Source organism: Streptomyces sp. NBC_01244, from assembly GCF_035987325.1.
Lineage (GTDB): Bacteria > Actinomycetota > Actinomycetes > Streptomycetales > Streptomycetaceae > Streptomyces.
In genome coordinates this window covers 1,437,246-1,458,738 of sequence record NZ_CP108488.1, presented here as the reverse complement: position 1 = coordinate 1,458,738, position 21,493 = coordinate 1,437,246, and the positions used below count along the sequence as shown (strand labels likewise).

Sequence of the window (21,493 nt, the reverse complement as noted above, 5' to 3'; positions counted from 1 at the left end):
GGGGGACTTTGATGAGCACACAGCGGGGCCTTGGCAGCAGACGGCGGCTCCTTCTGGGACTGGGGGCCCCGCTGCTGCTCGGCGCGGCGGGGCTCGGCTACGCGATGTGGCCCGAGGAGGAGAACGCGGAGAAGGCCCGCACCGATCTGGCCCCGCTCAACCGGCGCTTCTGGACGGCGCTGGGCGACGTGTCCGACGCGCACTGGCTGGGCTACTCCATCGACGAGCACGAGTCTGAGTCCAACAGCGCCCGGTCGGTCCCGAGCCCGGATTCCCGGATGCGGCTGGTCGGGGTCGCGCACCTCAAGCAGGGCACGGCGAACCGCATCATGAGCGACCCCGCCCACCACTTCGAGGTCGGGCCGCTGGTCGGGCCGCCCGCCGCGCTGAAACCGTACATCCCCTCCAGCGCGGGCTGGAAGCAGAGCGTGACGTACGACAAGGTCGCCCTGGAGGAAGGCCTGGACGTGATCCCGTCGGGCACCTTCCGCTTCGACGGCATCCGCGACCTCGTCTACTTCGACTACGTCTTCCTCTACACCTGAGCGGCGGCCCGCGGGAGTCCTCCCACTCAGTGGGAGGACGGCCGCGGCGGCATTGAAGCTGCGGCCCGGGCGGTGTTTCGTCGGATGCCGGAGCAGAGCAGGCGCCGCCGAGGGAAGGCCACCGCACATGCCGCAGCACCAGCCGCAGCCGTATCTCCCGCACCGTTTCGGGGTGTTCCTCGCGCCCTACCACCGGCCCGACGGCGACCCCGCGTTCCAGCTGCGCCGGGACCTCGACCTCGCCGCCGACCTCGACCGGCTCGGCTACGAGGAGCTGTGGGCCGGCGAACACCACTCCGCCGGATACGAGATCATCGCCTCGCCCGAGGTGTTCCTCGCCGCGGCCGCCGAACGCACCGGCAGGATCATGCTCGGCACCGGGGTCAACTCCCTGCCCTACCACCAGCCGTTGATCCTCGCCGACCGGATCTGCCAGCTCGACCAGCAGTCCCGGGGGCGCGCCATGCTCGGCGTCGGACCGGGTCAACTGCCCTCCGACGCCTTCATGATGGGTGTCGATCCGCTCCAATCCCGCACGATGACGGCCGACTCGCTCGACGCCGTCGTGCGGCTGCTGCGCGGGGAGACGGTCACGGCCGCCACCGACTGGTTCGCCCTGGAGGAGGCCCGGCTCCAGCTCGGGCCCTACCGGGGCCGGGAACTGGACGTGGCCGTCGCCTCCGCCGTGTCACCGACCGGGGCGGTGCTCGCAGGGCGCCACGGGGTCGGGATGCTCTCGCTCGCCGCCGCCGACCCCACCGGGTACGCGGTGCTCGACGCCAACTGGGCCGCCCACGAGCGGGCCTGCGGCGAGGCCGGCCGCCACGCCGACCGCTCCACCTGGCGGCTGGTCACCCCGGTGCACCTGGCCGAAACCCGCGAACAGGCCCTGCGCGAAGCCGAGTACGGCACGCCCGGCATCGTGGACTACATCGAGAAGCTGAGCGGGACCCGCCTCGACGGCTGCGCCACCCCGGCCGGCGCCGTCGAACGGTGGACCACCGAAGGGCTGCCCACCTTCGGCCGGGCCGTCATCGGCGCCCCCGAGGACGCCGTGCGGCGGATCGAGCAACTCGCCGAGAAGACGGGCGGCTTCGGTACCTTCCTGATCCTGCGGCTGGACCTCGCCGAGCCCGCGGCCGCCCTGCGCAGCCTGGAGCTCTTCGCCGAGCGGGTCGTCCCCCGGCTCACGGGCCACACCGAGGCCCGGCGCGCCAGCCTGGAGTGGGCCGGGCGCAACAGCGAACGGTTCATCGGGGCGATGCGCAGGTCCACGATGGAAGCCATCGCCCGGAAGGGGGAGGTCCGTTGAGGGCCGCGGTGCTCGAAGACGGCACGTTCCGGGTACGGGAGCACCCGGATCCGCTGCCCGGCCCCGGGCAGGCGCTCGTGGAAACCGCCGCCTGCGGCATCTGCGGCTCCGACCTGAGCGCGGTGGCGGACACCGAGGAGTTCCTGCGGGCCTCCCGGGACAGCGGCACGACCAGCTTCCTCTTCGACCCGGACCGCCCGCTGGTGATGGGCCACGAGTTCTCCGGCCGGGTCCTCTCCTACGGCCCGGGCGCGACCGGCCCCGAGCCGGGCACCGGGGTCGTCGGGCTGCCCTGGGCGGTCGACCCGGGCGGGGTCGTGCGGACCGTGGGCTACAGCAATGCCTTCCCCGGCGGATTCGGCGAGCGGATCGTCGTACAGGCGCAGGCCTTGCTGCCCGTCCCGCCATCCCTGGACCTCGCCCTCGCCGCCCTCACCGAGCCGCTGGCCGTCGGCTTCGGAAACATCGCGCGGAGCGGGGCGGGGAAGGACACCCCGGCCGTGGTCATCGGCTGCGGCCCGGTCGGCCTCGGAGCCGTCGCCGCGCTGCTGGAGCGGGGCGCCGGACCGGTAGTGGCCTCCGACCCGTCGGCTCTGCGGCGGTCGGCCGCCCTGCGGCTCGGCGCACACGCGGTGGTGGACCCGGCCGAGCGGGACCCCGTACGCCTCTGCGCGGAACTCGCGGGAGCCCGCCCGCGGCCCACCGTGGTCGTGAACTGCGTGGGCGTACCCGGCATGCTGAACCAGCTCCTGCACACCGTCCCGCGCGGCACCGAGATCCTGCAGATCGGCGGGGTGATGACCGAGGACCTGATCCGCCCGGTGGTCGGCATCTACAAGGACGTCACGATCCGCATGTGCATGGCCTACCCGCCCGAGGAGTTCGGCGCCACCCTCGCCCGCCTCGCCGACGGCCGCATCGACCCCGCGTCCCTGGTCACCGGAGAAGCGGGCTTCGGCGGACTCGACGCGGCCTTCGCCTCCCTGCGGAAGCCGGAGGCGCACATCAAGGTCCTGATCCGGCCGGGGCGGGACGGAATCGGGGTCGTGACCTGCTGACCGCCCGCTGACCGCCCGCTGACCGGCCGTTCGCCGCCGCCGACTTCCCGCTGACCCTTCCGGATTCTTGGAACAGGTTCTAGTCTGCCCCCGCGGCGGCGGCGGACGGCCGCGCGACCTTGAGCCACGAGAGACCCGGAGGGGCCGTGCACCTCGAATACACGCCTGAGCAGCAGCGGTTGCGCACCGAGCTGCGCGCCTACTTCGCCGAACTGATCCCGGACGACGTCTACGCGCGGTACGAGGACCCGGCCGAGCAGAAGCGCTTCTACCGGGAGACCATCCGCCGGCTCGGCGCCGACGGCTGGCTGGGCGTCGGCTGGCCCAAGGAGTACGGCGGGCGCGGGATGTCGCCCATGGACCAGTTCATCTTCTTCGACGAGGCCGCCCAGGCCGTCGTACCGCTGCCGCTGATGGCCCTCAACACCGTCGGGCCGACCATCATGCAGTTCGGCACCGACGAGCAGAAGGCGTACTTCCTGCCCAAGATCCTCGCGGGCGAGATCGACTTCGCCATCGGCTACAGCGAGCCCGACGCCGGCACGGACCTCGCCGCCCTCAAGTGCAAGGCCGTCCGCGAGGGCGACGAGGAGACCGGCACCTACGTCGTCGACGGGCAGAAGATCTGGACCACCAACGGCGACACCGCCGACTGGGTCTGGCTCGCCGTCCGCACCGACCCGGACGCCCCCGCCCACAAGGGCATCACCATGCTCCTGCTGCCGACCTCCGACCCCGGATACTCCTGCACCCTCATCAACACCCTGGCCTCGCACGACACCACCGCGAGCTACTACGAGAACATCCGGGTGCCCGCGAGCCGCCGCGTGGGCCAGGAGAACAAGGGCTGGCGGCTGATCACCAACCAGCTCAACCACGAGCGCGTCACCCTCGCCGCCCACGGCACCATGGCCATCCGTGCCCTGCACGACGTCCAGCGATGGGCCGCCGAGACCAAGCTCGCCGACGGCCGCCGCGTCATCGACCTCTCCTGGGTCCGCGGGCGCCTGGCCCGCACCCACGCCCGCCTCGACGCGATGAAGCTGCTGAACTGGCAGATGGTCAACGCCGTCCAGGACGGCAACCTCACCCCGCAGGACGCCTCCGCCGTCAAGGTCTACGGCTCCGAGGCGCGCAGGGACGCGTACGCCTGGCTGATGGAGGTGGTCGGTGCGGCCGGCTCCCTGAAGGACGGCTCCGCGGGCGCGGTCCTGCACGGCGAACTGGAGCGCGGCTACCGCAGCGCGGTCATCTTCACCTTCGGCGGCGGCAACAACGAGATCCAGCGCGAGATCATCTCGTGGATCGGCCTCGGCATGCCGAGGGTGCGCCGCTGACCGGCTGCGACGAGGTTCCCGGTCGGTGCGTGGCCGCGCCTGCGGCAGGAGGCCCGGTGCGGCCCGCGGGCCGCCGGTGGCCGGGGCGCGTCACGGGGCGACCGTGCGCGCGGACGCCAGGGCTTCGGCGGGCAGGCCCGCCGCGAGCGCCCCGCGCGTCGCCCGTGCCATGTCCCGGCAGGGCGCACCGGCCCGCGCATCGTTCGTGCAGGGTAAGCCCGAACTGCCCTGGTGAGAGCCGGGCGTTGACGTCAAGCGCCGGCTGACTGCCGAACAGGACGCGAAGGCTCTCAGGCAACGGATCGCGTGCCGGCGCCGGGCGCCTCCGTGGGGACGCAGGCGAGGCCGCGCACGGTGGTGAGTTCGCCGAAGCCGAGGGACTCGAGGAAGTGGGTGTCGGCGGTCACGTGTCCGTCGGGCAGGCCCTCGTCCCTCAAGGCCTGCCGCAGTAGGTCGAGTACCTGCTCCCGGAGCGTGTTCATGCTTCCCCCTGATGGACGGATCGACCGGGGAGAGCGCTCTCCCGTGGCGGGAACCTAGCGCGTGTTCTCGGCCGGGGTCAAGGAAGGGAATGAGCGGCTATCGGGCAACTCGCCCGTAGGGAAACCGAGTTTCCCCACGTCACGCGGCTGCGCCCCCGGCCGGACACCGGACTCGCCGTAGGTGTGGAACGGGCCCCGTCCGCCGAGGTTGCCCGGGGCTCGATTCGGCGATGTTGCGCCAAGGCGTTCCCTCACGGGTTGGCCTGGGCTAGCTTCTGACCTCAACTCACCCCACCCCCCTCTCACTTCACCCATCCCAGCTTCGGGCGGATCGTTATGAGTCGTTCCATCGCGTTGCGCGATGTCAGCAAGACGTACGGGCGCAACTCCTTTGCCGTCGAGCGTGTCTCCCTGACCGTCGAGCCGGGCGAGTTCCTGGTTCTGCTGGGCCCCTCGGGCTGCGGCAAGTCCACTGTCCTGCGGATGATCGCGGGGCTGGAGGACATCACCGAGGGCGCGCTGTTCCTCGACGGCGCGTACGCCAACCACATGCCGCCGAGCGAGCGGGACATCGCGATGGTGTTCCAGAGCTTCGCGCTGTATCCGAACATGACGGGCCGGGCCAACATCGGTTTCCCGCTGAAGCTGCGCGACCCCCGCGGGGATCACGAGCCGCAGGTGGAGGCCACCGCCCGGATGCTCGGCATCGAGGACCTCCTCGACCGGTTCCCCGGACAGCTTTCGGGCGGCGAGCGCCAGCGGGTCGCGATGGGCCGGGCCATCTCCCGCAAGCCGTCGGTGTTCCTGATGGACGAGCCGCTCTCCAGCCTGGACTCGAAGCTGCGCGGCCATCTGCGGGCCGAGATAGCCCGGTTGACCTCCGAGCTGGGTGTCACCACCGTCTATGTGACGCACGATCAGTCCGAGGCCATGTCGCTGGGACACCGGGTGGCGGTCATGCGGGGCGGTGTGCTGCAGCAGGTCAGCTCACCTCGGGACACCTACGCCCTGCCGGCGAACGTGTTCGTGGCAGCGTTCATCGGAACACCCCGCATCAGCCTGCTCCAGGCCGTGGTCCACGCGCCGCTGGGCGCGGGCATGTGGGTCGACCTGGGACGGCACCGGCTCACCCTTCCCCAGCCCCTCAGCACGGATCACCAGCTGCTGCGGATCCAGCAGGGCCGCCCCGTCATCGTCGGCCTGCGGTCGGAGGCGGTCAGGATCGCCCCGCCCAGCCAGGCACGGCCCGGCGAGGTGGCGATGACGGGCATCGTCGAGCACGTCGAGTACCAGGGGCACGAGGCGCTGGTGCACGTGGACACGGGCTCGCGCCCCGCGGTGGTGGCGGACCTGGAGTCGGCGCGGCACCCGGCCGCTCCCGGGCGCGCCGGCCTCAGGCGGCAGCGGAGTGGCCTCGGACGGCTCAGGGACCGGGCCGTGGAACGGCTGTCCGGGTCGGTGGCGGTCCTGGAGGCGCCGCCGCAATCCGCTCAGGGGCCGGACGCGGGGGCCGATCCGCAGCGGCTGGGGGCGGTGCGCAGCGACCTCGTGGTGCGCACGGGGCCGCACGTCCGGGTGCGGGTGGGGGCCCAGATCCCGCTGCTGGTCGACCTCGGGCAGCTGTACGTCTTCGACCATGCGGGGCGCCGGGTGTCTCCGGCCGGGGAGGGGCTCGCGCCTCTGGAGAGGTAGTTTCCCTCGCGCAGGCCGGCCCACCTCGCGGAGTGCGGGGTGGCCCGGTGGTTCAGTGCGCCGCACGCTCCTGCAGCGTGGTGCGCCAGGCCGGAAGCGGCTCCTCGCGTTCGGGTTCCGTGCCGTGGCCGCCCCGCGCGAAGAAGTCGGCGAGCGGCAGGATTCCCGCGCCGACGGTGACGGCGTCGGGGCCGAAGGTTCCCAGGTCGATGCGGACGTTGGCGGCCGGATACGACAGGGCGTAGGAGGTGGCGTAGGACCGTACGGAGTCCAGGAAGCGGGTGCCGAGCTGCAGGCCGGCCCAGCCGCCGACGAGGATGCGTTCGGGCTGGAAGAGGTTGATCAGGTCGGAGAATCCCGCGCCGAGGTACTCGGCGGTCTCCTCCAGGACGGCCAGGGCCGTCGTGTCGGCCCGCGCATCGGCGCCGTCGGGGCCCGGCGCCGGGTAGGCAGCGGCCAGCATCGCGGTCAGGGCGGTCTCCTCGTCGGCGGCGGCCGGCGGGCGCCCACCGGCCTCGACCCAGCGTTCCAGGAGGGCTTCGGCCCCCGCGTACGCCTCCAGGCAGCCCTGGGCGCCGCAGCGGCAGCGGCGCCCGCGGACGCGTACGGTCAGGTGGCCCCACTCGATGGCGCGGCCGGTGCGGGTGTCCTCGCTGACCACGCAGGCGCCGACACCCGAGCCGAAGAGCACGACGACCGCGTTGCGTGCCCCGCGGCCCGCGCCGAACCACATTTCGGCCTGGCCGAGGGTTTTGGCCCCGTTGTCGATGTAGTAGGGGACGGTTTCGGGCAGGAGCCGGGAGTCGCGCAGCATCCGCTCCAGGGGGACGGCGTCCCAGCCGATGGTCTGGCCGTGGACGACGGCGCCGTCCGCGGTCCTGGCGACGATGCCGGGCACGCCGATGCCGACGCCGAGCAGCCGCTCGGGTGCGATGGCGGCCGCCTGCAGTACCTCGGCGATGCCCTCGCGGAGGTGTCGCACGACGACGGCGACGTCGTAGCGGTCGATGCGGCGGGGCCCCGCCGCATCCAGGGGACGCTCCACGCGTGCGAGCTCGGTCAGGGTCAGGTCGAAGAGCTCGATGCGGATGCGGGTCTCGCCGACGTCCACGCCGATCATGTAGCCGCTGGTCGGGCTGACGCGGAGCAGGGTCCTGGGGCGTCCGCCGGCCGACTCGACGCTCCCGGCTTCCTCCACCAGGCCGTCGTTGACCAGCTCGGCGACCACGTTGCTGATGGATCCGGAGCTCAGCCCCGTGGCGGGACCCAGCGAGAAGCGGCTCAGGGGACCGTCGAAATACAACCGTTGCAGAACGGCGGTCCGGTTCTCCCGACGCAGGTCACGCACTGTTCGGCCGCTACGTACTCGCACTCTGTCCCCTGTCTTCGATGCCCATAACTGCAAGATACCTGCGTGAACGCTCTTGACGAGTCCTTCGCTTGAGGTTTAACTCACATCCTAAATTAAGCCATGTGGTTTTGGGGGCGAACCGCGGAACGTCCGCCCCCCACCCCGCAGTCGGCATCCCGTTCCTTCCTGAAAGGCCCATGGAGCCATGCGCAGAATCAGAGTCGCAGCGGTAGGCGCCGTCACCCTCTCCCTCGTCCTCGGGGCGGCTGCCTGCGGCGGTGGCGGCTCCACCGACGGGGGCGGGTCCAACGAGCAGCCGAAGACGCTGACCTACTGGGCCTCCAACCAGGGATCGAGCCTCGAGGTCGACAAGCAGGTCCTCCAGCCCGAGCTCGACAAGTTCGAGAAGCAGACGGGCATCAAGGTCAAGCTCGAGGTCGTGCCGTGGGGCGACCTGCTCAACCGCATCCTGACCGCGACCACCTCCGGTCAGGGCCCCGACGTCCTGAACATCGGCAACACCTGGAGCGCCTCACTGCAGGCCAGCGGCGCACTGCTCCCGTGGGACGCCAAGAACTTCGAGAAGATCGGCGGCAAGGACCGGTTCGTGGAGTCGGCGCTCGGCTCCACCGGCGTCCAGGGACAGGACCCGGCGGCCGTCCCGCTGTACTCCATGGCCTACGCGCTCTACTACAACAAGAAGGCCTTCGCCGACGCGGGCGTCACCAAGCCGCCGACCACCTGGGACGAGGTGGTCGCCACGGGCAAGCAGCTGACCAAGGACGGCAAGGCCGGGCTGGGCGTCGAGGGCTCCAACCTGTCGAACAACATCCACCAGGTCTTCGTCCTGGGCAAGCAGCACGGCGCCGACTTCTTCACCGCGGACGGCAAGGCCGACTTCACCTCCGACGGCGCCGTCAAGGCCGTCAAGCAGTACGTCGACCTGATGGCAGACGCGCAGATCGTGGCCAAGGGCAACGCCGAGTACTCCCAGAACCAGTCGCTGAGCGACTTCGCCAAGGGCAAGACCGCCATGGTGCTGTGGCAGACCGCGTCGGCCACCTTCGCCGCGCAGGGCATGAAGGAGGACGAGTGGGGCGTCGTCCCCGCGCCCGTGCAGTCCGGCGCGCCGGGACAGGGCACCTCCACCAACTCGATGGTCGCCGGCATCAACATGGCCGTCTTCAAGAACACCAAGAACCTCGACGGCGCCACGAAGTTCGTGAACTTCATGACCGGTGACGAGGAGCAGAAGGTCCTCAACAAGGCCTACGGCTCCATCCCGCCGGTCAAGTCCGCGCAGACGGACCCCGCCTTCAACACCCCCGGTCTGTCCGTCCTGCGCGACACCCTCGCCAAGAGCGCCTCCGCCCTGCCGCAGGTCCCCGAGGAGTCGCAGTTCGAGACGGTGGTGGGCACCGCGGTCAAGGAGCTCTTCGCCGACGCGGCGGCCGGCCGTCCGGTGACGCCGGAGTCGGTGAAGGCCAAGCTCGAGAAGGCCCAGCAGCAGATGCCCAAGAAGTAGGCACGGATACCTCATGACCACCACCGCCCCCCCGCGCACGGGCAAGCGGACGGTACGGAAGAACCACCCCGGAGCGGCGCCGCGCACCCGCCGCTCCGGGCGGCTCCGCCGCATCTCCCTGCCGTACCTGCTGCTGCTCCCCGCACTCGTCCTCGAGCTCCTGGTCCACCTGATCCCGATGGTCATCGGCATCGTGGTCAGCTTCAAGGAACTCACCCAGTTCTACCTCCGCGACTGGGGCAACGCGCCCTGGGCCGGCCTGGACAACTACTCCCTGACCGTCGACTTCGACGCACCGGTCGGCGAGGCACTGCTGAGCTCCTTCCTCACCACGTGCCTGTTCACCTTCTTCTCCGTGGGACTGTGCTGGCTGATCGGCACGGCGGCCGCGATCTTCATGCAGGAGACGTTCAAGGGCCGGGGCATCCTGCGCACCATCTTCCTGGTGCCGTACGCGCTGCCCGTCTACGCCGCCGTCATCACCTGGGCCTTCATGTTCCAGCGCGACAACGGCCTGGTGAACCACGTCATCCACGACCAGCTCGGTCTCACCGACAGCCCGCCGTTCTGGCTCATCGGCGACAACGCCTTCGTCACCCTGCTGGTCGTCTCGGTCTGGAAAGGCTGGCCCTTCGCCTTCCTCATCATGATGGCCGGCCTGCAGAACATCCCCCGCGAGATCTACGAGGCCGCGGCCCTGGACGGAGCGGGAGTCTGGCAGCAGATCCGCCGCATCACGCTCCCCTCGCTGCGCCCGGTCAACCAGGTCCTGATCCTGGTGCTGTTCCTGTGGACGTTCAACGACTTCAACACGCCGTTCGTCCTGTTCGGCAAATCGGCGCCGGCCTCGGCCGACCTCATCTCCATCCACATCTACCAGTCCTCGTTCCAGACCTGGAACTTCGGCACCGGTTCGGCGATGTCCGTCCTGCTGCTGCTGTTCCTGCTCGTGGTGACCGGCCTCTACCTCCTGTTCACCTCCCGAGGAAGGAGCGCCACCGATGCCTAAGCACACTCAGGCGGTGCAGTCCCGGTCGCCCATGGCGCCCCCCAAGTCGTTCCTCGTGAGCCGGCTGGTGTTCCTGACGCTCCTCACCGGGTTCGTCCTGCTGCCGGTGTACGTCATGATCTCCAGCTCCCTGAAGCCGCTGCAGGACGTGTCGGGGAAGTTCCAGTGGATCCCCTCGGGCCTGACCGTCCAGCCGTACTTCGACATCTGGAAGACCGTCCCCCTCGGCGACTACTTCATGAACTCGCTGATCGTGGCCGGGGCGGCGACCGTCTTCTCCGTCGTCATCGCGATCTTCGCGGCCTACGCCGTCAGCCGCTACTCCTTCCGCGGCAAGCGGGTCTTCACCGTCACGGTGCTGTCGACGCAGATGTTCCCCGGCATCCTCTTCCTGCTGCCGCTGTTCCTCATCTACGTCAACATCGGCAACGCCACCGGGATCGCGCTGTTCGGCTCGCGCGCCGGGCTGATCCTCACCTACCTGACGTTCTCGCTGCCCTTCTCGATCTGGATGCTGATCGGATACTTCGACTCGGTCCCCAGGGACCTCGACGAAGCCGCCAAGGTCGACGGCTGCGGTCCGCTCGGCGCGCTGTTCCGCGTCATCGTGCCCGCCGCGATCCCCGGCATCGTCGCCGTCGCCGTCTACGCCTTCATGACCGCCTGGGGCGAAGTGCTGTTCGCCTCGGTCATGACCAACGACGCGACCCGCACCCTCGCGGTGGGCCTGCAGGGCTACTCGACCCAGAACGACGTGTACTGGAACCAGGTCATGGCCGCCTCGCTCGTCGTGAGCCTGCCCGTCGTCGGCGGCTTCCTCCTCCTCCAGCGCTACCTCGTCACCGGGCTGACCGCCGGCGCCGTCAAGTAGCCCCCTCCCATTGATCTTCGAAAGGCTTGCTGTGTCGGATTCCATTGACCTCGGCGCCTTCCCTCAGGACTTCGCCTGGGGCACGGCCACTTCCGCGTACCAGATAGAGGGAGCGGTCAAGGAGGACGGCCGCGGGCCGTCCATCTGGGACACGTTCTCCCATACGCCCGGCAAGGTCGACAACGGCGACACCGGTGACGAGGCCTGCGACCACTACCACCGGTGGCCCGAGGACATCTCCCTCATGAAGCAGTTGGGCACCAACGCCTACCGCATGTCGATCGCCTGGCCGCGCATCGTCCCCGACGGCTCCGGACCGGTCAACGCCAGAGGCCTCGACTTCTACGACAAGGTGATCGACGGGCTCCTGGAAGCCGGCATCACCCCCTCGGTGACCCTCTACCACTGGGACCTTCCCCAGGCCCTGCAGGACCGCGGCGGCTGGACCGTCCGCGAGACCGCCGAACACCTGGCCACTTACACCTCCGCCGTCGCGCAGCGGCTCGGCGACCGCGTCACCCAGTGGGCCACCCTCAACGAACCGCTCTGCTCGGGCTGGATCGGCCACCTGGAAGGCCGGATGGCCCCCGGTCTGACCGACCTGACCGCCGCCGTCCGCGCCTCCTACCACCTCCTGCTGGGCCACGGCCTGGCCACCCAGGCCATCCGTGCCGCAGCACCCGGCGCGCAGATCGGCCTCGTCACCAACCACTCCACGGTGGTACCCGCCACGGACGACCACGAGGACCTCGCCGCCGCCGTCCGCATGGACGGACACACCAACCGCTGGTGGCTCGACCCGGTCTACGGACGCGGCTTCCCCGCCGACATGCGGGCGCTGTACGGCGTGGAGCTGCCCGAGCGCCCCGGCGACCTGGAGACCATCGCCGCGCCCCTCGACTGGCACGGCCTCAACTACTACTTCCCCGCCACCGTCGCCAACGACGCCACCGGTCCGGTCCCCTTCGCCCGCGAGGTCCGCCTCCCGGACGTACCGCGCACCGGCCTGGACTGGCAGATCGACGCCAACGGCATCGAATCCCTGCTGCTGCGCCTCACCAACGACTACGGGGTGCGGAAGCTCTACGTCACCGAGAACGGCTCCGCGTTCCCCGACACCGTCGGCCCCGACGGCGCGGTCGACGACCCCGAGCGCACCGCCTACCTCGAGCAGCACCTGGCAGCCTGTGCCCGCGCCGTCCGCCAGGGCGCTCCGCTGGCCGGCTACTACGCCTGGTCCCTGCTGGACAACTTCGAGTGGGCCTACGGCTACGACAAGCGCTTCGGCCTCGTCCACGTCGACTACGAGACCCAGAAGCGCACCGTCAAGTCCAGCGGCCGCCGCTACGCGGACATCGTCCGCAGCCACGGCCGGCTCCACGCGTAATCCGGCGGCCGGGCCGTCTCTTTCGGATCTTGCCCGGCCCGGCGCCGGGGGACGGAGCATCCGGAACTTACCCTGTCATATGCCTACCGGCCTGCGTGTTCCGCTGCCTATGGTGTGGCTCCGGACCATCCCGGGCCCGGCACCCTCCCGGCTCCCCACGGGAGGGCTGCCGTGCGTCCGGGTTCAGCCCGGCCCCTGTACGGCCTGTACGTGCCCGCCCTGGTCCACGGTGAGCGCGACCCGCTCGACCTTGCTCATCGCGGCGACCGCCAGCCACACGATGCCCCACAGCAGACAGGTGAACACGGTCAGGACGGCGTGCAGCACGTGGTTCACCTGTTCCCCGCGGACCAGCACGGCCTGGGTGGGGGAGCGCGACTCCACGCGCCACCCGTTGGCGATGTACTGGTTGACCGCCCAGTCGAGGATCATCGTCCGGTGGTTGTCGTCGACGGGCCGGCCCGTCGGAGGGTGGAGAAGGCTCTGCGGCGGCTCCAGTGGTACGCCCCACTGCCGCCATGCGTCACGCTCCGGCATCCGGCTCGCCTCCCCAGACCGCCGGCCCGCCGCCACGCCACGTGATCGGCGGCCAGTCCTCCTCGTCGAGCCAGCCCGCCCGCCGCAGGAACTCGGCCACATCGGACATGCCATGGGCCACGCCGAGTGGCGCATCGCTGCCGTGCACGTGGGCGGTCACCCGTCGGCCGCCCGTGGGGGCGACGGGGTGGACGGTGACCTGTGCCTGGTCGGCCATGCATCAAGCGTGCGCGGACCCGGTCGGTTCAGCACGCCGAGCGTCCCGCCGTACGCGCCGTACGCGCCGTACGGGCAGGCCCCGCGCGCCGCGCGGCACCGGGAGCCGGGCCGGATCGCGTAGCACCGCGCCCCAGGCCCCCGCCTCATGCGCCCCATCCTCCGGACTGGGGTCCGTCCTCTCGTACCCGCACCCCTCGCTACTTAATGAAAGACGAAAGAAAAGTCGTCAAGCTCCTTGACCGGTCGATCGCGTTACGGGCAAGGTCTGGAGAGCGCTCTCCCGTTTCAGGTTCGTTAAAGGAGCACCGATGCCCACTGGCATACCCGTCGATGCGTCGCCACGCAGACGACGTCCAGTTTCCACCCGGAGGGGGATCGCCGGGGCGGTCACGACCGCCCTCTTCGGCAGCCTGCTCGCGCTGGCGCCGGCGGCCCCCGCCGCCTCGGCCGAGCCGCCACTGCTCTCCCAGGGCAAGTCGGTCACGGCCTCCAGCCAGGAGCACTACGGCACCCCGGCAGCCGACGCCGTCGACGGCGACAACGGCTCCCGGTGGTCCAGCGCGGCCTCCGACGCCCAGTGGCTGCAGGTCGACCTCGGCGCCGCGACCGCGCTGAGCAAGGTCGTCCTGCAGTGGGAGGCCGCCTACGCGAAGGCCTACCGGATCGAACTGTCGACCAACGGCACCGACTGGTCCACGGCCCATTCCACGGCCACCGGCTCCGGCGGCACCGAAACCGTGAGCATCACCGGGACCGCCCGCTACGTCCGCATGCAGGGCGTCACCCGGGCCACCGGCTACGGCTACTCGCTGTGGGAGTTCAAGGTGTTCGGTACCACCGGGGGCGACGGCGGCGGCCCGACCCTGCCGGGCGGCGGCGACCTGGGCCCCAACGTGCACGTCATCGACCCCGCGACCCCCGGTATCCAGGACAAGCTGGACCAGGTCTTCCGCGAGCAGGAGTCGGCGCAGTTCGGCAGCGGCCGGCACGCCTTCCTGTTCAAGCCGGGCACGTACGACAACATCAACGCCCAGATCGGCTTCTACACCCAGATCGCCGGCCTCGGCCTGAACCCGGACGACACCACCTTCAACGGCGACGTGACCGTGGACGCCGGCTGGTTCGGCGGCAACGCCACCCAGAACTTCTGGCGCGCCGCCGAGAACTTCGCCGTCAAGCCGGTCAGCGGCACCAACCGCTGGGCGGTGTCCCAGGCGGCCTCCTTCCGCCGGATGCACGTCAAGGGCGACCTCAACCTCGCCCCCGCCGGGTACGGCTGGGCCAGTGGCGGCTACATCGCCGACAGCAAGGTCGACGGCACGGTCGGCCCGTACTCGCAGCAGCAGTGGTACACCCGCGACAGCACCATCGGCGGCTGGACCAACGGCGTGTGGAACATGACCTTCTCCGGCGTCGAGGGCGCTCCCGCCAACTCCTTCCCGGAGCCCCGCTACACCACCCTCGACACCACCCCCGTCTCACGGGAGAAGCCCTTCCTCTACCTGGACGGGAACGAGTACAAGGTCTTCGCGCCGGCCAAGCGCACCAACGCGCGCGGTACCACCTGGGCGAGCGGCGCGCCCCAGGGCGAGTCGGTCCCGCTGAGCAAGTTCTACGTGGTCAAGCCCGGAGCGACGGCCGCCACCATCAACAGCGCGCTCGCCCAGGGCCTGCACCTGCTGTTCACGCCCGGCATCTACCACGTCGACCAGACCATCAACGTCAACCGGCCCGGCACGATCGTGCTGGGCCTGGGCCTGGCCACCGTCATCCCGGACAACGGGGTGACCGCCATGAAGGTGGCCGACGTGGACGGGGTCCGGCTCGCCGGCTTCCTCATCGATGCCGGACCGGTCAACTCCCCGACCCTCCTGGAAGTCGGTCCGGCCGGTGCCTCCGCCGACCACGCCGCGAACCCGACGACCGTCCAGGACGTCTACATCCGCGTCGGCGGGGCGGGCGCGGGCAAGGCGACCACCAGCATGGTCGTCAACAGCGACGACACCATCGTCGACCACACCTGGGTGTGGCGCGCCGACCACGGCGAGGGCGTGGGCTGGGAGACCAACCGCGCCGACTACGGGGTGCGGGTCACGGGTGACGATGTCCTGGCCACGGGCCTGTTCGTCGAGCACTTCAACAAGTACGACGTGGAGTGGTTCGGCGAGCGAGGAAAGACGATCTTCTACCAGAACGAGAAGGCGTACGACGCCCCGAACCAGGCCGCCGTCCAGAACGGCGCCACCAAGGGCTACGCCGCCTACCGGGTCGACGACTCGGTGACCACGCACGAAGCCTGGGGCCTCGGCAGCTACTGCAACTACAACGTGGATCCGAACATCCGCCAGGACCACGGGTTCAAGGCCCCCGTGAAGCCGGGCGTCACGTTCCACAGCCTCCTGACGGTGTCGCTCGGCGGCAACGGCCACTACGAGCACGTCATCAACGACACCGGGGCATCCACCGTTCCCGCGGGCACCTCGACGGTCCCCTCGACGGTGGTCTCCTTCCCCTGAGCCGCCGTCCCTCCCCGCCGGTTGCGCCGACCCACGGAGCCGGCCCCAACTCCCCGGGCCCGGTTTCCGCCCTGCCGCCGCGGCCCGGGGCACCACCGCTCCACCGGCTCCGCCGACCCACGGAGCCGGGCTCAACTCCCCTGGGCCGGGTGAACCGACCTCCGCGCCCCGGCCCAGGGGCCCTTGAGCACACATCGACCAGCCCGGCATTCCCGGCCGGAGCGAGGCCCGAGCACCTGGCAGGGCCGTGCCCGTCGACACAGAGAGCGCTGTCGCGCGGGCGAGGCGCCCCCCCACGGGAGAGCTGGTCAGTTCCCACCGCCATTGACACCAGGAGCCGCAATGTCGACCCGTCCCCCCTCCACAGGCACCCCACCCCGCCGCACGCGCGCCGCGTCCGCCCTCGTCGCACTCGGAGCCCTGTTCGCCTCTTCCCTCACGCTGGTCTCCGCCCCCACCGCGGGCGCCGCGGAAACCCTGCTCTCCCAGGGCAAGCCGGCCACCGCCTCCTCCCAGGAGGGCGAGGGCTACTCCGCGGCCGCCGCCTTCGACGGGAACCTCACCGGCACCCGCTGGGCCAGCCATTGGCGCGACGCCGAATGGATCCAGGTCGACCTCGGCGCCGGCCGCAGCCTCAGCCGTGTCGTCCTCACCTGGGAGGGCGCCTTCGGCAAGAACTACGACATCCAGGTCTCGGACGACGGAACGAACTGGCGCACCGCCAAATCCGTCACCGGCAGTGACGGCGGCACCGACGAGATCGCCGTCTCCGGCAGCGGCCGCTACGTACGGATGAACGGCCTGGTCCGCTCCGGCGGCTACGGCTACTCCCTCTGGGAGTTCCAGGTCTACGGCACCACCTCGGCGGAACCCCCGGCCCAGGGCGCGGTGCGCGTGGCCGGCTCCCAGGGCAACTGGCAACTGACCGTCGGAGGGCAGCCGTACACCGTCAAGGGCCTCACCTGGGGCCCGTCCTTCGCCGACGCCCCGAAGTACATGCCCGACGTGAAGTCGATGGGCGTCAACACCATCCGCACCTGGGGCACCGACGCGTCGAGCAAGCCCCTGCTCGACACGGCCGCGGCGAACGGCGTCCGCGTCATCAACGGGTTCTGGCTGCAGCCCGGCGGCGGTCCCGGCTCGGGCGGCTGCGTCAACTACGTGACCGACGCGGCGTACAAGAGCAACATGCTGACCGAGTTCGCGAAGTGGGTGGACACCTACAAGTCGCACCCGGCCACGCTCATGTGGAACGTCGGCAACGAATCCGTGCTCGGCCTGCAGAACTGCTACAGCGGCACCGAGCTGGAGGCGCAGCGCAACGCCTACACCACGTTCGTCAACGACGTGGCCAAGAAGATCCACACCATCGACCCGGACCACCCGGTCACCTCGACCGACGCCTGGACGGGCGCGTGGCCGTACTACAAGCGCAACGCCCCGGACCTCGACCTGTACTCGATGAACTCCTACGGCGACATCTGCGGGGTCAGGCAGGACTGGGTGGACGGCGGCTACAACAAGCCCTACATCATCACCGAGACGGGCCCGGCCGGCGAGTGGGAGGTGCCGAACGACGCGAACGGCATCCCCGATCAGAAGACCGACGTCCAGACCGCCGAGGGCTACACCACCGCCTGGAACTGCATCACCGGTCACCAGGGCGTGGCCCTGGGCGCCACGATGTTCCACTACGGCATCGAGCACGACTTCGGGGGCATCTGGTTCAACCTGCTGCCCGACGGGCTCAAGCGGCTGTCGTACTACGCGGTGAAGAAGGCCTACACCGGGTCGACCGCGGGTGACAACACGCCGCCGGTCATCAGCAACATGGTCGTCGACCAGGCCGCGCAGGCGCCGGCCGGCGGGGAGTTCACCGTCCGAGCCAACGTCAGTGACGCGCAGAACGACCCCCTGACGTACAAGATCTTCCTCAGCGGCAACTACGCGAACGGCGACAAGCGCTTGGTCGAGGCGCAGTGGCGCGCGACGGGCAACGGGACCTTCGCGGTCACCGCTCCCGAGAAGCTCGGTGTCTGGAAGGTCTACATCCAGGCCGAGGACGGCCGCGGCAACGCGGGCATCGAGACCAAGTCGGTGAAGGTCGTCGCCCCGCCGGTGAGCGGCACCAACGTGGCGCTGAACAAGCCGACCACCGCCTCCTCCTTCCAGGCCCAGTACGGGGACTGCCCCTGCGCGCCGGCCAACGCGACGGACGGCAAGGCCGGCACCCGCTGGGCCAGCGACTGGAGCGACCCGCAGTGGATCCGGGTGGACCTCGGAGCCTCCACCGCGATCCGCACCCTGCAGCTGGTCTGGGACCCGGCGTACGCCAAGTCCTACGAGGTGCACGTCTCCGACGACGGCGCCAACTGGCGCACCGTCCACACCACCACGACCGGCAACGGCGACATCGACACGATCAGCGTGTCGGCGAACGCCCGCCTCGTGCGGCTGAACCTGACCGCACGCGGCACCGGCTGGGGCTACTCCCTCCACGAGTTCGGCGTCTACAGCTGACCCGGTGACGGTGCGTCCCCTACGGATCTCCGCGCTGCTCCTGACCGGAACCACGCGGGCCGCGGCGCGGTACTGAACGCGGAGTACCGGCTGCCCTGACCCGGCCGGCCCTCCGTACGGGCCCGGCTCGCCCCGTCTTCACGACGGGGCGAGCCGGGTCTTCCGTCATGTCAAAAGTGTGGACTCAAAGGGGACTTGACGGTGCGTGCGGGACACACACAGGCTTGGAGAGCGCTCTCCCATAGGTGAGGAGCGGATCACGTGAATGGGGTGGGGATGAGCGAGGACATGCTCGATCGACTGGTGGAGAAGCTCGACCTCGTGCAGAAGGTGCGGCTGCTGTCCGGGGCCACGACATGGCGGACGGCCGGCGAGCCGGCCATCGGCTTGCGCGAGATGGTGACCTCCGACGGCCCCGCCGGGGTGCGGGGCGAAGCCTGGGACGAGCGGCTCACCTCTGCCCTGCTGCCCTCGGCGTCCGCGATCGGCGCACTGTGGGACGAGGGCCTGACCGAGGAACTGGGGGGTCTGCTCGCCTCCGAAGCGGTCCGCAAAGGGGTCGACGTCGTCCTCGCGCCGACGCTCAATCTGCACCGCACTCCGCTGGGAGGCCGGCACTTCGAGTGCTTCTCGGAGGATCCCGTACTGACGGGCCGCACGGGCGCGGCGCTGATCCGGGGCATCCAGGCGGCCGGGGTGGCGGCCACGGCCAAGCACTACGTGGCCAACGACTCGGAGACGGGGCGGATGCACGTGGACGTGCGGGCTTCCGAGCGGGTGCTGCGCGAGGTGTATCTGGCGCCGTTCGAGGCAGCTGTCGAGGCGGGCGTGTGGCTGGTGATGGCCGGGTACAACGGCGTGAACGGCGCGACCATGACGGCCAATCCGCTGCTCGCCGAACCGCTGAAGGGCGACTGGGGCTTCGACGGGGTGGTGGTTTCCGACTGGGGCGCCCTGCGTTCGACCAGGGAACCGGCGCTCGCCGCACTGGACCTGGCCATGCCGGGACCACAGGGCCCGTGGGAGGTGCTGCTCGTCCAGGCCGTGGAGGACGGCCACGTCCCCGAGGCGGCCGTCGACGAGAAGGTGCGGCGCCTGCTGAGGCTGGCCCTGCGGGTGGGGGCCCTGGAATCGAACCGGCGCCCGAGTGCCCCCGCGTTCGGGTCGGATGAGACCCGGACACTGCTGCGCCGAACCGTGGCCGCGGGATCCGTGCTGTTGACCAATCGCGGGGTGCTTCCGCTCGCCCCGGCCTCCGTGCGGAAGGTCGCCGTCATCGGCGTGCACGCCGGCTCCCCGCGGGTGCAGGGCGGAGGCAGCGCGGGAGTCTTCCCCGCGCGGGTGGTCACTCCCCTCGACGGGATTCGCGCCCGGCTGGACGGTCTGGCCCAGGTCGTGCACGTGCCCGGTCCGGGGCTGGGCGTTCCCCCCGCGCCCCTCGGTACCGGCTGGTGCAGCGACCCGCGATCGGGGAAGCCCGGTGTACTGGTCCGCCTCCTGGACGAGGCGGGACGCGAGCTCCACGCGGAACACCGGTTGTCCGGAACGCAGTTGGAGCCGCCCGTGGTTCCCGCCGCGCGGACGGTGGAGATCAGCGCGCTCCTGAGGCCGCCGGCGACGGGGGAATGGACCTTCGCCGTCGCGGGCTTCGGCCGCATGAGCCTCGCCCTCGGCGGCCGGACCGTGCTGGACGGGGAGTTCCCGTGCACCACCGACGACCCGGCCATCGTCCACGTGAACCCGCCGCGCCACGCGGTGCGGGCGACCGTGGACTCGACGGAACCCGTTCTTCTGACGGCCCGGCGCGAACTGGTCCCCGGAGCCGGGCGCGCCACGATCGTCGCGGCGGCGCCCCCGGAGCCCGACGCGGCGGCCGCGCTCGCGGAAGCGGTCCGGGCGGCCCGCGACGCGGACGCCGTGATCGTGGTCGTCGGCACCACCGAGCACACCGAGACCGAGGGCCACGATCGCGGCGACCTCTGCCTGGGCGGCCACCAGGACGCGCTGGTCCGCGCCGTGGCAGCCGTCAACCCGCGCACGATCGCGGTGGTCAACAGCGGCGGCCCGGTAGAACTGCCCTGGCGCGACGAGGTGGGTGCGGTCCTGCTCACCTGGTTCCCCGGACAAGAGGCGGGATCCGGGCTCGCCGACGTCCTGTTCGGGGACGCCGAGCCCGGCGGCCGCCTCCCCACCACCTGGGCGGCCTCCTTGGCCGACGCACCCGTCACCCACGCCCGACCCGTCGACGGCCGGCTCGCCTACGACGACGGCATCCACATCGGACACCGGGCCTGGCTCCGCACCGGAAAGGAGCCCGCCTACTGGTTCGGCCACGGCCTCGGCTACACCGGCTGGGAGTACGAGGCGATTCACGCCCCGGACGAAGCGGTGGCGGGCTCCCCGTTCACGGTCCGGGTACAGGTACGCAACACGGGCAGCCGGCCCGGCCGTGAGGTCGTGCAGGTATACCTCGCCCGCCCGCAATCCACCGTCGAGCGGCCCGCCCGCTGGTTCGCCGGCTACGCCGCGGTCCACGCGGAACCGGGCGCCTCGGTGATCGCCGCAGTGCGGGTTCCGGCGCACGCGCTGCGGCACTGGTCCGATACCGAGAAGGCCTGGCGCACGGAGCCCGGGACGTACCAGATCATGGTGGGCCGCTCGGCCGGCGACCTGGCGTGGGAAGGGGCGCTGACCCTCAGGGCGGTCTAGTGCTCTGACCGCGCAGGTTCACCGGGTTGCCGGGCAGTGGATGAAGGCGCCGGTCATCCTTGCTGCTCTACGGTGAAGTCCATGGAGCTGACGGCGAAGATGATCACGATTGACTGTGCGGAACCCCGGGAGCTCGCCGACTGGTGGGCGGTGGTTCTGGGAGCGGAAGTTGCCCAGGACTTCGGTGAGTTCGTCATCCTCGCGGCCCGTCCTCTCGTCCTGGGGTTCCAGCGTGTGCCCGAGGAGAAGCCGGGCAAGAACCGTGTCCATGTCGACTTCTCCTCTCCGGACCGCGAGGCCGATGTGGACCGGCTGGTGAAGCTGGGGGCGAGGGTCGTCGGCGAGCACACCGCGCCGGGCCTTGCGTGGACCACGCTGCAGGACCCCGCGGGCAACGAGTTCTGCGTCTCCGGCTGACCCTTC

Annotated in this window: 17 protein-coding genes; 13 read left to right on the top strand and 4 right to left on the bottom strand. The window is 70.7% G+C overall.

Features of this window, described 5'->3' with window-relative positions; all coding sequences use genetic code 11:
- Positions 1-11 precede the first annotated feature (11 nt).
- The 4 genes from OG247_RS06210 (at position 12) to OG247_RS06195 (ending at position 4,252) form a co-directional block, all read left to right on the top strand.
- A complete protein-coding gene (locus tag OG247_RS06210) occupies positions 12-545 on the top strand; it encodes a hypothetical protein (protein ID WP_327251268.1) in 534 nt (177 codons plus the stop codon).
- A 127-nt stretch (positions 546-672) separates the two neighbouring features.
- Positions 673-1,857, top strand: a complete 1,185-nt coding sequence (locus OG247_RS06205) for an LLM class flavin-dependent oxidoreductase (protein ID WP_327251267.1) — start codon at positions 673-675, stop codon at positions 1,855-1,857.
- Positions 1,854-2,915 carry a zinc-binding dehydrogenase gene (locus OG247_RS06200; RefSeq protein ID WP_327251266.1) on the top strand — a complete coding sequence of 354 codons (1,062 nt, stop codon included), beginning with the start codon at positions 1,854-1,856 and terminating at the stop codon, positions 2,913-2,915. The genes OG247_RS06205 and OG247_RS06200 overlap by 4 nt, the downstream gene beginning before the upstream one ends.
- A gap of 146 nt (positions 2,916-3,061) precedes the next feature.
- Positions 3,062-4,252, top strand: coding sequence for an acyl-CoA dehydrogenase family protein (locus OG247_RS06195; protein ID WP_327251265.1), 1,191 nt, complete (start codon positions 3,062-3,064; stop codon positions 4,250-4,252).
- A 290-nt stretch (positions 4,253-4,542) separates the two neighbouring features.
- Here the strand turns inward: OG247_RS06195 and OG247_RS06190 are convergent, their stop codons facing one another.
- Entirely contained in the window at positions 4,543-4,734 is a 192-nt protein-coding gene (locus OG247_RS06190) for a hypothetical protein (RefSeq protein ID WP_327251264.1), read from the bottom strand.
- A gap of 336 nt (positions 4,735-5,070) precedes the next feature.
- Here OG247_RS06190 and OG247_RS06185 point away from each other — a divergent pair, with 336 nt between their 5' ends.
- Positions 5,071-6,426 (top strand): ABC transporter ATP-binding protein, encoded by a 1,356-nt coding sequence (locus tag OG247_RS06185; RefSeq protein WP_327251263.1) that lies wholly within the window; start codon positions 5,071-5,073, stop codon positions 6,424-6,426.
- Between the two features lie 52 nt (positions 6,427-6,478).
- Here OG247_RS06185 and OG247_RS06180 read toward each other — a convergent pair whose 3' ends face one another.
- Positions 6,479-7,798: an ROK family protein gene (locus OG247_RS06180; protein WP_327251262.1), complete on the bottom strand. Its 1,320-nt coding sequence runs from the start codon at positions 7,796-7,798 to the stop codon at positions 6,479-6,481.
- Positions 7,799-7,982: 184 nt separating this feature from the next.
- On the opposite strand from OG247_RS06180, the gene OG247_RS06175 reads away from it, so the two are divergent.
- Genes OG247_RS06175 through OG247_RS06160 form a run of 4 tightly spaced genes read left to right on the top strand, consistent with a single transcriptional unit; the run spans position 7,983 to position 12,569 of the window.
- On the top strand, positions 7,983-9,302 hold the full coding sequence (locus OG247_RS06175; RefSeq protein WP_327251261.1) for an ABC transporter substrate-binding protein: 1,320 nt from the start codon (positions 7,983-7,985) through the stop codon (positions 9,300-9,302).
- A 13-nt stretch (positions 9,303-9,315) separates the two neighbouring features.
- A complete protein-coding gene (locus OG247_RS06170) occupies positions 9,316-10,311 on the top strand; it encodes a carbohydrate ABC transporter permease (RefSeq protein ID WP_327251260.1) in 996 nt (331 codons plus the stop codon).
- A 31-nt stretch (positions 10,312-10,342) separates the two neighbouring features.
- Positions 10,343-11,182 carry a carbohydrate ABC transporter permease gene (locus OG247_RS06165; protein ID WP_327257355.1) on the top strand — a complete coding sequence of 280 codons (840 nt, stop codon included), beginning with the start codon at positions 10,343-10,345 and terminating at the stop codon, positions 11,180-11,182.
- Positions 11,183-11,213: 31 nt separating this feature from the next.
- Positions 11,214-12,569: a GH1 family beta-glucosidase gene (locus tag OG247_RS06160; RefSeq protein ID WP_327251259.1), complete on the top strand. Its 1,356-nt coding sequence runs from the start codon at positions 11,214-11,216 to the stop codon at positions 12,567-12,569.
- A gap of 183 nt (positions 12,570-12,752) precedes the next feature.
- On the opposite strand, the gene OG247_RS06155 is transcribed toward OG247_RS06160, so the two are convergent.
- Entirely contained in the window at positions 12,753-13,106 is a 354-nt protein-coding gene (locus OG247_RS06155; RefSeq protein ID WP_327251258.1) for a hypothetical protein, read from the bottom strand.
- A complete protein-coding gene (locus tag OG247_RS06150; protein WP_327251257.1) occupies positions 13,093-13,323 on the bottom strand; it encodes a hypothetical protein in 231 nt (76 codons plus the stop codon). The genes OG247_RS06155 and OG247_RS06150 overlap by 14 nt, the downstream gene beginning before the upstream one ends.
- A 310-nt stretch (positions 13,324-13,633) precedes the next feature.
- Between OG247_RS06150 and OG247_RS06145 the strand changes: the two genes are divergently transcribed.
- From OG247_RS06145 to OG247_RS06130, 4 genes are all read left to right on the top strand, one after another.
- Entirely contained in the window at positions 13,634-15,841 is a 2,208-nt protein-coding gene (locus tag OG247_RS06145) for a discoidin domain-containing protein (RefSeq protein WP_327251256.1), read from the top strand.
- A 342-nt stretch (positions 15,842-16,183) separates the two neighbouring features.
- The gene (locus OG247_RS06140; RefSeq protein ID WP_327251255.1) at positions 16,184-18,361 is read left to right on the top strand and encodes a discoidin domain-containing protein; all 2,178 of its coding nucleotides are present in this window, start codon (positions 16,184-16,186) and stop codon (positions 18,359-18,361) included.
- Between the two features lie 276 nt (positions 18,362-18,637).
- On the top strand, positions 18,638-21,070 hold the full coding sequence (locus OG247_RS06135; RefSeq protein WP_327251254.1) for a glycoside hydrolase family 3 C-terminal domain-containing protein: 2,433 nt from the start codon (positions 18,638-18,640) through the stop codon (positions 21,068-21,070).
- Positions 21,071-21,151: 81 nt separating this feature from the next.
- Complete coding sequence (locus OG247_RS06130; RefSeq protein ID WP_327251253.1) at positions 21,152-21,487, top strand: VOC family protein; 336 nt, start codon at positions 21,152-21,154, stop codon at positions 21,485-21,487.
- Positions 21,488-21,493 lie beyond the last annotated feature (6 nt).